The following is a 13,826-nucleotide window of genomic DNA, read 5'->3' as shown; positions in this document are numbered from 1 at the left end:
CGGTCCCACCGGCGGGTCCGGTGAGTGACGAGGGACGCTATCACGCAGGTTGCGAGGGCCGGGGTCAGCCGACGCCGCGACGACAGTGAGGAAATATCAACAAGCGTGCCGATGCCATCGTGACCAGGGATTTGTTAGAATGCGTTACGCGCCGCCAGTCGGCGCATTTTTTTTGCATCCGGTTCACCCTTTGCGAGGGTAGCCACCTGGAGAGAACACCCATGACTCAACCGATTGTCGTGGCGGCACTGTATAAGTTCGTCACCCTCGAAGATTACGTCGCCCTGCGCGAGCCCTTGTTGCAGGCGATGGTCGACAACGGCATCAAAGGCACCTTGCTGATCGCCGAAGAAGGCATCAACGGCACCGTTTCCGGTAGCCGCGAAGGCATTGATGGCCTGATGGCCTGGCTCAAGAACGACCCGCGCATGATCGACATCGACCACAAAGAGTCGTACTGCGACGACCAGCCGTTCTACCGCACCAAGGTCAAACTCAAGAAAGAGATCGTGACCCTGGGCGTCGAAGGCGTCGACCCGAACAAAAAGGTCGGCACCTACGTCGACCCGAAGGATTGGAACGCCCTGATCAGCGATCCCGAAGTGCTGTTGATCGACACCCGTAATGACTACGAAGTGTCCATCGGCACCTTTGAAGGCGCAATCGACCCGAAAACCACCAGTTTTCGCGAATTTCCCGACTACATCAAAGCCAACTTCGACCCGGCCAGGCACAAGAAGGTCGCCATGTTCTGCACCGGCGGTATTCGTTGCGAGAAGGCGTCGAGCTACATGCTCAGCGAAGGCTACGGTGAGGTGTATCACCTCAAGGGCGGCATCCTGAAGTACCTTGAAGAGGTGCCCCAGGAAGAAACCAAATGGCAGGGCGACTGCTTTGTTTTCGATAATCGCGTGACCGTACGCCACGACTTGAGCGAAGGCGACTACGATCAGTGTCATGCCTGCCGTACACCGGTAAGTGTTGAAGACCGCGCCAGCGAGCACTACGTGGCTGGCATCAGTTGCCCGCATTGCTGGGATAAACTGCCGGAGAAAACCCGTCGCAGCGCAATCGACCGGCAAAAGCAGATTGAACTGGCCAAGGCCCGCAATATGCCGCACCCGATTGGCTTCAACTACAAGCAAACTCCATCCGAGGCCTGACCCATGTCCGCGCGCCTGCTCTATGTAATGGACCCGATGTGCTCCTGGTGCTGGGGCTTTGCCCCGGTGGCGCAGGCGCTGGTTGAGCAGGCCCACGCGGCCGGTGTGGACGTGCACCTGGTGGTGGGCGGCCTGCGCACCGGCAGCGGCGCGGCGCTGGAGCCGACCACGCGGCGCTACATCCTCGAACACTGGCAGGCCGTCACCGACGCCACCGGCCAGCCGTTCAAGCGCGAAGGCGCACTGCCCGACGGTTTTGTGTATGACACCGAACCTGCCTGCCGCGCCATCGTCACTGCCCGCAGCCTGGCGCCGGATTGTGCGTGGACACTGTTGGGCCTGATCCAGCGTGCGTTTTATGTCGAGGGCCGCGACGTGACCCTCGCCAGTGTGCTGGTGGAACTGGCCGAGCAGGCGGGCATCCCGCGTATCGAGTTTGCCGGCGAGTTTGACCGCGCCGAGCAGCACGCCGCCACGGCCGCTGATTTCACCTGGGTGCAGGACCTGGGGATCGCCGGTTTCCCGACGCTGTTGGCCGAGCGCAATGGTCAACTGGCGCTGCTGACCAACGGCTACCAGCCGCTGTCCGAGCTGTCGCCGTTGCTCGCCCGATGGCTGGAGCGAGCAACCTGTGCATGAGCAAGCCCCACGCACCGACCGCCTGACCTGGGCGGAAATTCGCCGCCTGGCCCTGCGTCACAAGAAATCCCTGTGGATCGCCAATGGCGTCGCCGTGCTGGCGACCCTGTGCAGTGTGCCCATCCCCTTGCTGTTGCCATTGTTGGTGGACGAAGTGCTGCTGGGCCACGGCGATGCCGCGCTCAAGGTGATGAATCACGCGCTGCCACTGGGTTGGCAGAAAGCTGCCGGTTATATCGGCCTGATGCTGCTGGTCACCCTGGCCCTGCGTTGTGGTGCACTGGTGTTCAACGTGGTGCAGGCGCGGCTGTTTGCGCGGTTGGCCAAGGACATCGTGTACCGCATCCGCGTGCGCCTGATCGAGCGGCTCAAGCGCATCTCCCTGGGCGAATACGAAAGCCTGGGCAGCGGCACGGTCACGACTCATCTGGTCACCGACCTGGATACCCTGGATAAATTCGTCGGCGAAACCCTCAGCCGCTTTCTGGTGGCGATGCTGACGCTGGTCGGCACCTCGGCGATCCTGGTGTGGATGCATTGGCAACTGGCGTTGCTGATATTGCTGTTCAACCCGCTGGTGATCTACGCCACCGTGCAGTTGGGCAAGCGCGTCAAACACCTCAAGAAGCTGGAAAACGACAGCACCTCGCGTTTCACCCAGGCCCTGACCGAAACCCTGGATGCCATCCAGGAAGTCCGCGCCGGCAACCGCCAGGGCTTTTTCCTTGGGCGCCTGGGCCAGCGCGCCCAGGAAGTGCGTGACTACGCGATCCATTCCCAATGGAAAACCGACGCGTCGAGCCGCGCCAGCGGGTTGCTGTTCCAGTTCGGCATCGACATCTTCCGCGCGGCGGCGATGCTCACCGTACTGTTTTCCGACCTGTCCATCGGCCAGATGCTCGCGGTGTTCAGCTACTTGTGGTTCATGATCGGCCCGGTGGAGCAGTTGCTGAACCTGCAATACGCCTACTACGCGGCGGGCGGCGCACTGACCCGTATCAATGAGTTGCTGGCACGTGCCGATGAGCCGCAATACGCGGGCGGCGAAGACCCGTTCAGCGGGCGTGAAACCGTCGGTATCGAAGTGCGCGGCCTGGACTTCGGTTATGGCGACGACCTGGTGCTCAATCAACTGAACCTGCAGATTGCGCCTGGCGAGAAAGTCGCGATTGTCGGCGCCAGCGGCGGCGGTAAAAGCACCCTGGTGCAACTGCTGCTCGGGCTGTACACGCCGCAGGCGGGCAGCATCCGATTTGGCGGTGCAACCCAGCAGGAGATCGGTCTGGAGACGATCCGCGAGCACGTCGCGGTGGTGCTGCAACACCCGGCGCTGTTCAACGATACCGTGCGCGCCAACCTGACCATGGGCCGCGAGCGCAGTGACCAGGCTTGCTGGCAGGCCCTTGAAATTGCCCAGTTGGAAGCTACGGTTAAAGCGCTGCCCCACGGCCTGGACAGTGTGGTGGGGCGCTCCGGCGTGCGTTTTTCCGGTGGTCAGCGTCAGCGCCTGGCGATCGCGCGGATGGTGTTGGCCGAACCCAAGGTGGTCATACTCGACGAAGCGACCTCCGCCCTGGACGCCGCCACCGAGTACAACCTGCACCAGGCATTGGCGCGGTTCCTCAGCGGGCGTACTACACTGATCATTGCGCACCGTCTGTCGGCGGTAAAACAAGCCGATCGGGTCTTAGTGTTTGACGGTGGTCATATCGCTGAGGATGGCGACCATCAGCAATTGATTGCCGATGGCGGTTTGTACGCGAAACTCTATGGGCATTTGCAACAAGTACGTTGATTTAGCCTAGGCTGTGCTATCGGAAGTGGGTGTTTGCGTGCGTATCCAGCAGTGCATATGCAAGGGACTTCATGAAGCAAAAGCGGACTCTCGGAACGCCTCGGCTGTTGGGCATTGTCTGGCCCTTTATCGCCGTGGTGCTGTTCCAGGCATTGTTGGGCTGCGGAAGTCTCTACATGCTTTCAGCGGTACGAGGCTATGTGGGCGGCGAGAGCTTATGGTCCAAGGGCCAGAAGGACGCTATCTATTACCTGACGCTGTACGCCGATGACCGCAACCAGGCCACCTATCTCAAATACCAGCAAGCCATCGCCGTGCCCCAGGGCGGCCATGAGTTGCGTATCGCCCTGGACCGTCCCACTCCCGACCTGGATGCCGCGCGTCTGGGCATCCTCAAGGGCGGCAACCACCCGGATGATGCCACCAGCCTGATCTGGCTGTACCTCAACTTTCGTCATTTCAGCTACCTGGAAAAAGCCATCGAACTGTGGACGGTGGGTGATCGCTATCTGGTTCAGCTGGACGAACTGGCCCGTGAAATGCACAGCGCGATCAGCGTCGACCAGGTCAACCCTAACGATGTGCGGCAGTGGAAGGCCCATATCACCGCCATCAACGAAGGCGTGACGCCGGCCGCCAAAGCCTTCAGCGATGCCCTGGGCGAAGGCTCGCGGATGATCCTGCGGTTGCTGCTGATCACCAACCTGGCGACGGCGCTGGGCCTGATCGTCCTGGCGCTGTTACGTACCCATAAGCTGCTGACCCAGCGCCATGCCTTCGCCGATGCCCTGCAGGCCGAGAAGGAGCGCGCGCAAATCACCCTGGAGTCGATTGGTGACGGGGTGATCACCACCGATGTCGACGGTGCCATTACCTATATGAACCCGGCAGCCGAGGCCATGACCCACTGGAATTCAACCCAGGCCCAGGGCCTGCCCTTGGCAGCACTGTTCAACCTGCTGGATGACAACGCCCAACCCGACGGCTTTACCCTGATCGAACACATCGTCAACGGCCACTTCCGGGGCGGCAGCGAGCATTCAAAAACCATCCAGCGCCTGGACGGCAGCACGGTTTCGGTCACCTTGGTGGGGGCGCCGATTCGCAGCGCCGGCAAGATCAGCGGCGCAGTGCTGGTGCTGCATGACATGACCCAGGAGCGCCAATATATTGCCAACCTGTCGTGGCAAGCCACGCATGACGCCTTGACCGGCCTGGCCAACCGCCGCGAATTCGAATATCGCCTGGAACAGGTCCTGCACATGGCCGGGCAGCCTGAAGGCGGTCGGCATGCATTGATGTTCCTCGACCTCGACCAGTTCAAACTGGTCAACGACACCTGCGGCCATGCGGCAGGTGATGAGTTGCTGCGCCATATCTGCGCGCTGCTGCAATCTGCCTTGCGCGAAGGCGACACCTTGGCGCGCCTGGGCGGCGACGAATTCGGCATCCTGTTGGAACACTGCCCGGCGGCGGCGGCGGAAAAAATCGCCGAGAGCCTGCGACATACGGTGCAGAGCCTGCATTTTGTTTGGAAGGGCCGGCCGTTCATGACCACCGTGAGCATCGGGCTGGTGCATATCTCCCAGACCCCGACCACCCTGGAGACCTCGCTGCGCGCCGCCGACATGGCCTGCTACATGGCCAAGGAAAAAGGCCGCAACCGGGTGCAGGTGTACCACGCCGATGATTCGGAGTTGTCCCTGCGTTTTGGCGAAATGGCCTGGGTGCAACGATTGCACATGGCGCTGGAAGAGAACCGGTTCTGCCTGTACGCCCAGGAGATCTCGCCTCTGGGAAATACCGACGCGGGCAACGGGCATATTGAAGTCCTGCTGCGCCTGCATGACGAGGCGGGTCGGATCATCCTGCCCGACAGCTTTATCCCGGCCGCCGAGCGTTACGGGTTGATGACGTCGCTGGATCGTTGGGTGGTGGAGAACGTGTTCAGGATCATCGCCCGTTGCATGCACGAGCGTCCGGGCCGACCTATGGCCATGTGTGCGATCAATCTGTCAGGAATAACCATTGGCGATGATGACTTTCTCGGGTTTTTGCATGAGAAATTCGACACTTACAGCATTCCGCCAGAAATGATTTGTTTTGAAATAACTGAAACCAGTGCTATCGCCAATTTAGGCAGTGCTATTCGCTTTATTAATGAACTCAAAGCCTTAGGTTGCCACTTTTCCCTGGACGACTTTTGCGCCGGAATGTCCTCGTTCGCGTATCTGAAACATTTACCTGTAGACTTCCTGAAGATCGATGGAAGTTTCGTAAAGGATATGCTGGACGACCCGATTAACCGCGCAATGGTCGAAGTGATCAATCACATCGGCCACGTCATGGGTAAGCGCACAATTGCCGAATTTGTTGAAACACCGCAAATCGAACAGGCATTGCTCGATATTGGTGTGGATTACGCTCAGGGCTACCTGATTGAACGACCGCAATTGTTTACCTTTGATAGCTTGCAGTGTCGACCTGTGCGGCCTCAGCCTCTGTTGTTCAGGGCGCCCGGCACATTCCGCTGAAACATTTGCTGGTCTGTAAATCACACTTAAAAAGGAGCCTTAACAGTGATCGACACCTTCAACAGAACCGGCCCGCTTATGGAAGCCTCAAGCTACCCCGTCTGGGCTCAGCAATTGATCCAGGACTGTAGCGAGAGCAAGCGCCGAGTTGTCGAGCACGAACTGTACCAACGCATGCGTGACAACACGCTCAGCGCCAAGACCATGCGTCACTACCTGATCGGTGGCTGGCCCGTGGTGGAACAGTTTGCCTTGTACATGGCACAGAACCTCACCAAGACCAAATTTGCCCGCCATCCCGGTGAGGACATGGCGCGACGCTGGCTGATGCGCAATATCCGTGTGGAGCTGAACCACGCCGACTATTGGGTGCACTGGGCCCGCGCCCATGGCGTCAGCCTTGAGGAGTTGCAGGCCCAGAACGTGCCGCCGGAGCTGCATGCCCTGAGTCACTGGTGCTGGCACACCAGCTCCTCCGATGCGTTGATCGTAGCCGTAGCCGCGACCAACTACGCCATCGAGGGTGCGACAGGGGAATGGTCGGCCGTGGTGTGTTCCACGGGTGTGTATGCGGCGGCTTTCCCCGAGGAAGACCGCAAGCGTGCGATGAAATGGCTGAAGATGCACGCCCAGTACGACGATGCCCATCCTTGGGAAGCCCTGGAAATCATCTGCACCCTGGCCGGGATGAACCCGACCAAGGCTCTGCAGACAGAGCTTCGCCAGGCCGTGTGCAAGAGCTACGACTATATGTACCTATTCCTGGAAAGCTGCATGCGCCTGGAAATGGACAAGCCGGCCAGCGTCGTGCGTGAACGCCCGCTGCGCGTCGCCAGCGAGGCATGAGGTAACGGCGATGGCGGGGGTTTTTACCCCGCCATTGCCAGGCGATTACGGCCTTCGCGCTTGGCTACGTACAAGGCGTTGTCCGCCCGGCGCAACAGGCTATCGGCCGACTCGGCGGCCAGCAAAGTCGAACAGCCGAGGCTCACCGTCAACTCAATCCGTGTGCCATCGACCCAGTAATCCTGGGCCTGTGCCGCCTGGCGCAGCCGTTCGCCGACCATCGCTGACGCGTCCCGGCCCGTGTTGGACAGCAGGATCAGAAACTCTTCCCCGCCAAACCGAAACACCATGTCCACGTTCCGCAACTGGCCCTTGATGGCCGACGCGACACTGCGCAGGACGCTATCGCCGGCGGCGTGGCCGTGGGTGTCGTTGATTACCTTGAAGTGGTCGATGTCGAGCATCAGCAAGGACAATGGGTTCAGGTGCCGGCGCGCCATGTCGATTTCCCGCTGCAGAGTCTGGTCCATGGCAATACGGTTGCCCGTATCGGTCAATGGGTCACGCAGGGCGCTGCGGGTCGCGGCGCGGTAGAGCAGGGCGTTGCGCATCGGATAGAGCAGGGTGGCCAGCAGGGATTCGAGTTGGCCGAGTTCGTCTTCGGCCAGGCGCTGGTTGCGACGGAAAATCAGCTCACCCAAGTGCTCGCCTTCATGGCTGAGGCTGTAGCTCACCGAGTGGTGGCCGCGCTGACCGAATTCCAGGCGCAGGTCACTGGCTTGGTGCCGGTAGTGCAGGGCGTCGAGGGGCACCAGGCGCTGGATCTCACGGAAGAACACCGCCAGGATGCGCTCCGGCTCCAGGCTGGTCTGCAACTGCATGCCCAGTTGCTGCCGAAGTTGCGCGACGGTCGTCGGGCGGTGGGGCAGGATCGATGGCTGACCAAAGCCCAGGCGTTGCAATTTAGCGCTGTCAAAGTCAATTGCGTTGGTCTGGGTAGGTGTTTTCATAAGCGATCGGCCTCTAAGCACTTAGCTGTCTTACAGGCTCGATGAGAGTGGCGAGTGCCAAGCGTCTAACTGTTCCTTCAGTTCCGTAAAACATGAGTAACAGTCTAGACCGCTTTACAGAGGGTTATAACCCCTGGGTACCGCCGCACGTCTTGTCATCGCTTGACCTGCTTGAAGGTGGTTAGAGCTAGATTCATGCCACTTCGTTTACTTTAATAAAAAACCTTATAAATCAAAGGCCGTTTTCTAAGCAGAAAACGGCTGTTGGCGCATGACGTCAGTTATTTGGCTGATTGGACCAACGTGGAGTGGTCAATCTGGTCAATCGACGTGACGCCGGTCAGCGTCATCGCCACGCGCATTTCCTTGGCAAAGATGTCCAGCAGGTTCTCCACCCCCTGCTGGCCGTCGGCGGCCAATGCGTAAGCGGTGGCGCGGCCCAGCAGGCAGGCCTTGGCGCCCAGGGCCAACATGCGCACCACGTCGAGCCCGGAGCGGATGCCGGAGTCCACGAGCACCGTCAAGTCATCGCCCACGGCTTCGGCAATCGGTGGCAACGCTTTGGCAGTGGACAGCACGCCGTCCAGCTGGCGGCCACCATGGTTGGAGACCACGATGGCATCGGCGCCGAAACTCACGGCGTCCCTGGCGTCCTGGGGGTCGAGAATGCCTTTGATAATCATCGGGCCCTTCCAGAACTCGCGGATCCACTCCAGATCTTTCCAACTGATGGAGGGGTCGAAATTGTTGGCCAGCCAGCCAATGTAGTCTTCCAGGTGAGTGGGTTTGCCGAGGTACTTGGAGATATTGCCCAGGTCGTGGGGCCGGCCCATCAAGCCCACATCGAAGGCCCATTGCGGCTTGGTGACCGCCTGCAGCATGCGCCGCTGCGCCGCGAACGGCCCGGACATGCCCGAGTGGGCGTCGCGGTAACGTGCGCCCGGCGTCGGCATGTCCACTGTGAATACCAACGTGGTCACCCCGGCCGCCTGGGCGCGCTCCAGCGCATTGCGCATAAAGCCGCGGTCCTTGAGCACATACAGCTGGAACCAGATCGACTGCGGGCTCTGGGAGGCCACCTCTTCGATCGGGCACACCGACACCGTCGACAGGCAGAACGGGATGCCCTTGTTGGCCGCCGCCTTCGCCGCCTGCACTTCGCCGCGCCGCGCATACATGCCGGTCAGGCCTACGGGGCTGAGGATCACCGGCAGGTCCAGCGTCTGGCCGAACAGCGTGGTCTTGAGGCTCAAGTTGTCGACATTGCGCAGGATGCGCTGGCGCAGGCTGATCTCGGCCAGGTCCGAACTGTTCGCCCGCATCGTGTGCTCGGCGTAGGCGCCGCCGTCGATGTAGTCGAACAGGAAGCGCGGCAGCTTGCGTTTGGCGGCTGCGCGGTAGTCAGAGGCGGACGAAATGATCATGCACGTAATCTCGGCAAGGCAAGGTGCCTCCAAGATAGGCAAACTTCTGTCATGATAAAAGCAACTTTTATCGCTAGTGGTCAGTCGAGAAAGGAATACTGATGAACCTGAGAACACTGCGTGCCTTTGTCGAAGTGGTGCGCCAAGGCGGTTTCTCCCAAGCCGCCGATGTGGTGGCGTTGACCCAGTCGAGCGTGAGCAAGGCGATCAAAACCCTGGAAGATGAATTGGGCATGCCACTGCTCAACCGCCTCGGTCACCGCAATGAACTCACCGCCGCTGGCGAAATCGCCTACAGCCGCGCCCTGATCCTGCTCGCCGAACACAGCGACCTGGTGGCCGAGATCAACGACCTGCGTGGCCTCAAGCGCGGCGTATTGCGCATCGGCCTGCCGCCGGTGGGTTGCGGCGTGCTGTTTGCGACAATGTTCGCCACCTATCGCCGCCGTTACCCGGACATCGACATCGAACTCACCGAATACGGCAGCAAACGGCTGCGCGAGTGCCTGGAGGCAGGCGAGGTCGACCTGGCGGCCCTCCTGTTGCCCATAGACGAAGGGTTCGACTACCAACCCGTACGTAACGAACCGCTGATGGCTGTCCTGCCGATCAGCCACCCGTTGGCCCAGCGCAAACGGATCGATTTCAGCGACCTGGCAGATTCGCCATTTATCCTGTTCGAAGCCGGCTTCGCCCTTAACGCCAAGATCCTTGCCGCTTGTGAGCGTAAAGGCGTGCAACCTCGCGTGGCGGCGCGCAGCGGCCAGATCGACTTCATTGTCGACCTGGTATCCGCCGGCCTCGGCGCGGCCTTCCTGCCGCGCATGCTGGCGCACAAGCACCAACACCCCGGCATCGCCCTGATCCCCCTGGACGAACCCCATACCGACTGGCACATCGCCCTGGCCTGGCGTGCCAGCGCCCACCTCCCACCCGCTGCCCGGGCCTGGTTGGAGTTGGCCAAGGAGTCGCAGCGTTCAACCGGCCATCCGGATTAATCGCCAGGATTGTCAGGGAAAGCTTGACTTCTCCTTTTCAATCAGTAACATACGGCGCATTCCGCGATAGCTCAGTTGGTAGAGCAAATGACTGTTAATCATTGGGTCCCTGGTTCGAGTCCAGGTCGTGGAGCCAGATATGAAAAGCCTGCAGCGATGCAGGCTTTTTTTTGCCTCGGATTTCTCCGGGGTGATCAAAGCGCACAGCGTGACCTGTATGAATGCGGCTCTAATCCTACGATTCGGAGATTTGGTAAGGCCCCGTGCGCTCATCTGTCTAGTCCGCAATTGCTGTTTCGTTATGTGCCTTTCATGAATTGTTCCAGCTCGGGGTATCGACCCCTCCCTTCGTCGCGAAAAAATTTTTTGTGAATGCCGCTTGAAATTTTTCCCCCTGATCCTACTTAGGGTTTACGCGATGCCGAATGCGGGTCGCGGATCAAATCACTTGGAGAAAACTCAGGAGATTTCGCAATGGCTACTACTCTCTCGTTGGCCCCACTGTTCCGTCATTCCGTTGGTTTTGACCGGTTCAACGACCTTTTTGAATCGGCGCTTCGCAGCGAGGCCGGTACCACCTATCCACCTCACAACGTCGAAAAGCACGGCGATGATCATTACCGGATCGTCATTGCAGCTGCAGGGCTGGTTGAGGATGACCTGGAGATCCAGGTGGAAAAAGGCGTGTTGACCGTCGCCGGTGGCAAGCGTGAACACGATGAGGGCATTACTTACCTGCACCAGGGCATCGCCCAGCGTGCGTTCCGGTTGTCGTTCCGCCTGGTCGACCACATTGAAGTGCAGGGCGCGCAGCTCGCCAACGGGTTGCTGAGCATCGACCTGCTGCGGGTGGTCCCGGAGGAAGCGAAACCCAAGCGCATTGCGATTGGCGGTGTGGCCAAGGCTGAGGTGAAATCCATCAGCGAGCAGTAAGGCTGGAATGAATAAAGGCGCTCTTCGGAGCGCCTTTATTATTTGTGCCACTGATGATTAACGGTGTTTGTTCCCGCCCGGTTACCAGCGGTAGGTCACCGAACTGACCAGCTGCCGCTCATCGCCATAGCGGCAAATCGCAAACTCGCAGTAGGTGTAGCGCTTATTGGTGACGTTATTGGCGTTAAGCGCGACCTCCCAATTGGGGTCGATCTCGTAACTGGCGCGGGCGTCGTACAGCGTGTAAGCCGGCATCGAAGACGGCACGCCGGATGCCTGCGTGGTGCCCTTGTAACGCGCGCCGCCGCCGATGCGCAGTTGCGGCACGCCCAGCGCGGCCAGGCGGTAATCGGCCCAGAGGGCGGCCTGGTGATAGGGCGTGTCTTCGCTGCGTTGGCCGACTTCGCTGGCGATATCGCTTTTGGTGATGCGTGCGTCGATGTAGGCGTAGGACGCGATCAGACTGAGGTTGGGGGTGACTTCGCTCTTGGCTTCCAATTCGAAGCCTCGGGAGCGCACCTCGCCGACCTGCACCGAGAAATTGATATCGGTGCGGTCCTGGCTCAACACGTTGCGCTGTTCCAACTGGTACACCGCCGCACTCAGCAGCGTGGCGCTGCCCTCGGGCTGATAGCGGATACCGATTTCATACTGCTTGCCCTGGGTGGGCACAAAGCTTTCACCCGCCTTGTTGGTGCCGGCTACCGGGAAGAACGATTCGCTGTAGCTGATGTAGGGCGCCAGGCCATTGTCGGCCTTGTACACCAGGCCCGCGCGCCAGGTGGTGGCTTCATTGCTTTTGCCACTGTCGTCGCCATTGCGGAACAGTTCGGTGTGCTGGTCCGCCCAGTCATGACGGCCACCGAGCAGCAGGATCCAACGCTCGTCGAACTTGATCTGGTCCTGGAAGTAGATGCCTTTTTGCAGCGTGTCGATTTGCGAGCCACGGTCGGTCGCAGGGTTTTTATTCACCACCACCGGCTGGCCGTACTGGTAGGTCGCCAGGTTCAGCGGCTGCGCAGTGCCCCGGAAGTTATGGGAGTCGTAGCTGGTGTCATACCCATCAAAGCCCAGCAGGAAGGTGTGCTGCCAGTCGCCGAACTGCCATTTGCTTTCGATGTGGGTGTCGCTGGCCAGGCCCCGTGAGCGTTCTTCGCGGTCGCTGTACTGGCGACGCAGCAGGCCGGAGGTCTGAGCAGTGGCGATGTTGGTGCCGGAGGTGTTGACCTGCAGGTAGCGCCAGGTCACATCCGATTGGTAGTACCGCAACTTATGGCTGATGCGCGTGTGTTCATCGAAGCGATGCTCGAACTCGTAGCCCAACGCCGACATCTCGCCGTTCATCTCGTCGTAGTCCGGTTCGCCGATAAAGTCGTGGCGGCCGATCTGGAAATTGCCGCTGCCCACACCTTTGGTCAATTGATAGGGCAGGGGCGCGGAGAAGCCGGTTTCGGTCTTCTGGTAGAACGACAGCAAGGTCAGCGAGGTGTCGTCATTCGGTCGCCAGGTCAGGGCCGGGGCGACATAGACCTTATCGTTCTGGATATGGTCGGCGGCGGTGTCGCTCTTGCGGTCGAGCAGGGTCAGGCGGTAGCTCAAGGTGTCGCTGTCGCCCAGGGGGCCGGTGAAGTCGGCGGACAGTTGCTTGCGGTTGTTCTGCCCGGCTTGCAGGTTGACCTCATGGTAAGGCGTCTGGCTCGGGCGTTTGCTCACGGTATTGATCAGGCCGCCCGGCGACAGTTGCCCGTACAGCACCGACGCCGCGCCGCGAATCACTTCGGCGCGTTCCAGGCCATAGGGTTCCTGCACGCCATCGTAGGAGTTGTTTTGCAGGCGCAGGCCATCGCGCAGGGAACCACCGGTGGCGGATTCCACATCGAAACCGCGAATGCGAAAGCGGTCCGAGGTGCGGTTGAAACTGGTGGGTTGGCTGGTGAAACCCGGCGTCAGGTCGAGGGTTTGCGACAGGGTTTCCGATTGCCGGTCGCGGATCTCGTCGCTGGTGACCACCGACAACGATTGCGGGGTTTCGATAATCGGTGTGTCGGTCTTGGTCGCGCTGAGGTTGCGCGTGGCCACGTAGCCCTTGACGTGCTCGGTGCTGCTTTCTTCGCTCAAACCGGTGATCGAGGTCGGCCCCAATTCCAGGGCGCCGCCGGTGTTGACCGGCACCAACACATACCCGTTGGCGCCTTGCACCGCTTGCAAGCCACTGCCACGCAGCAACTGGGCAAAGCCCTGGGTGATCGGGAAATCGCCTTGCAAACCCGCGGTGCTCAAACCGGCGACGGTCGTGCTGTCGAACAGCAACGCCACATGCGCCTGCTGGGCGAACAGGTTCAGTGCCGGGCCCAGCGGGCCAGCGGCGATGGCATACCGCGCCGCCTCTTGTGCGGCCACCGGGCGGCACAGGCCCAGGCTCAGTGCGCTAAGGCTGGCCAGGTTGATCGCCAGGGCGAGAGGCAAGGGAGAACGCTTGAGGTGGCGCGGCATGGAAGAATTCCTGTTATTGAGGTGCTTTCTTCCTTGACGGGGCAGTGCTGA

General features: G+C 60.5%; 10 protein-coding genes and 1 tRNA gene. 8 read left to right on the top strand and 3 right to left on the bottom strand.

The window, feature by feature from the left end:
- Positions 1-221: 221 nt before the first annotated feature.
- The 5 genes from trhO (at position 222) to AB3G88_RS18880 (ending at position 6,977) form a co-directional block, all read left to right on the top strand.
- A complete protein-coding gene (gene trhO / locus AB3G88_RS18900; protein ID WP_099586324.1) occupies positions 222-1,163 on the top strand; it encodes an oxygen-dependent tRNA uridine(34) hydroxylase TrhO in 942 nt (313 codons plus the stop codon).
- Between the two features lie 3 nt (positions 1,164-1,166).
- Positions 1,167-1,802, top strand: coding sequence for a DsbA family protein (locus tag AB3G88_RS18895; protein ID WP_112196316.1), 636 nt, complete (start codon positions 1,167-1,169; stop codon positions 1,800-1,802).
- Positions 1,795-3,597, top strand: a complete 1,803-nt coding sequence (locus AB3G88_RS18890; RefSeq protein ID WP_158878653.1) for an ABC transporter ATP-binding protein — start codon at positions 1,795-1,797, stop codon at positions 3,595-3,597. The genes AB3G88_RS18895 and AB3G88_RS18890 overlap by 8 nt, the downstream gene beginning before the upstream one ends.
- Before the next feature lie 71 nt (positions 3,598-3,668).
- A complete protein-coding gene (locus AB3G88_RS18885) occupies positions 3,669-6,131 on the top strand; it encodes an EAL domain-containing protein (RefSeq protein WP_480451168.1) in 2,463 nt (820 codons plus the stop codon).
- A gap of 78 nt (positions 6,132-6,209) precedes the next feature.
- Positions 6,210-6,977: an iron-containing redox enzyme family protein gene (locus tag AB3G88_RS18880; protein WP_194733786.1), complete on the top strand. Its 768-nt coding sequence runs from the start codon at positions 6,210-6,212 to the stop codon at positions 6,975-6,977.
- A gap of 23 nt (positions 6,978-7,000) precedes the next feature.
- Here the strand turns inward: AB3G88_RS18880 and AB3G88_RS18875 are convergent, their stop codons facing one another.
- Positions 7,001-7,927, bottom strand: a complete 927-nt coding sequence (locus tag AB3G88_RS18875) for a GGDEF domain-containing protein (RefSeq protein WP_480451166.1) — start codon at positions 7,925-7,927, stop codon at positions 7,001-7,003.
- Between the two features lie 281 nt (positions 7,928-8,208).
- On the bottom strand, positions 8,209-9,351 hold the full coding sequence (lldD, locus tag AB3G88_RS18870; protein WP_112196313.1) for an FMN-dependent L-lactate dehydrogenase LldD: 1,143 nt from the start codon (positions 9,349-9,351) through the stop codon (positions 8,209-8,211).
- Between the two features lie 101 nt (positions 9,352-9,452).
- On the opposite strand from lldD, the gene AB3G88_RS18865 reads away from it, so the two are divergent.
- The 3 genes from AB3G88_RS18865 (at position 9,453) to AB3G88_RS18855 (ending at position 11,282) form a co-directional block, all read left to right on the top strand.
- On the top strand, positions 9,453-10,349 hold the full coding sequence (locus AB3G88_RS18865) for a LysR family transcriptional regulator (RefSeq protein ID WP_099586317.1): 897 nt from the start codon (positions 9,453-9,455) through the stop codon (positions 10,347-10,349).
- Between the two features lie 60 nt (positions 10,350-10,409).
- A tRNA-Asn gene (locus AB3G88_RS18860) sits at positions 10,410-10,485 on the top strand.
- 338 nt (positions 10,486-10,823) lie between these two features.
- Complete coding sequence (locus AB3G88_RS18855; protein ID WP_099586312.1) at positions 10,824-11,282, top strand: Hsp20 family protein; 459 nt, start codon at positions 10,824-10,826, stop codon at positions 11,280-11,282.
- Between the two features lie 81 nt (positions 11,283-11,363).
- Here the strand turns inward: AB3G88_RS18855 and AB3G88_RS18850 are convergent, their stop codons facing one another.
- Positions 11,364-13,775: a TonB-dependent siderophore receptor gene (locus tag AB3G88_RS18850; protein ID WP_480451163.1), complete on the bottom strand. Its 2,412-nt coding sequence runs from the start codon at positions 13,773-13,775 to the stop codon at positions 11,364-11,366.
- Between the last annotated feature and the right edge of the window lie 51 nt (positions 13,776-13,826).

The organism is Pseudomonas arvensis, from assembly GCF_056688935.1.
This window is presented reverse-complemented; position numbering and strand designations above follow the sequence as displayed.

Bases quoted from the DNA above. Each gene is read 5' to 3' on its own strand.
- AB3G88_RS18875 (WP_480451166.1), bottom strand. From the start codon at position 7,927: ATGAAAACACCTACCCAGACCAACGCAATTGACTTTGACAGCGCTAAA.
- lldD (WP_112196313.1), bottom strand. From the start codon at position 9,351: ATGATCATTTCGTCCGCCTCTGACTACCGCGCAGCCGCCAAACGCAAG.
- AB3G88_RS18885 (WP_480451168.1), top strand. From the start codon at position 3,669: ATGAAGCAAAAGCGGACTCTCGGAACGCCTCGGCTGTTGGGCATTGTC.
- AB3G88_RS18895 (WP_112196316.1), top strand. From the start codon at position 1,167: ATGTCCGCGCGCCTGCTCTATGTAATGGACCCGATGTGCTCCTGGTGC.
- AB3G88_RS18865 (WP_099586317.1), top strand. From the start codon at position 9,453: ATGAACCTGAGAACACTGCGTGCCTTTGTCGAAGTGGTGCGCCAAGGC.
- trhO (WP_099586324.1), top strand. From the start codon at position 222: ATGACTCAACCGATTGTCGTGGCGGCACTGTATAAGTTCGTCACCCTC.
- AB3G88_RS18850 (WP_480451163.1), bottom strand. From the start codon at position 13,775: ATGCCGCGCCACCTCAAGCGTTCTCCCTTGCCTCTCGCCCTGGCGATC.
- AB3G88_RS18880 (WP_194733786.1), top strand. From the start codon at position 6,210: ATGGAAGCCTCAAGCTACCCCGTCTGGGCTCAGCAATTGATCCAGGAC.
- AB3G88_RS18855 (WP_099586312.1), top strand. From the start codon at position 10,824: ATGGCTACTACTCTCTCGTTGGCCCCACTGTTCCGTCATTCCGTTGGT.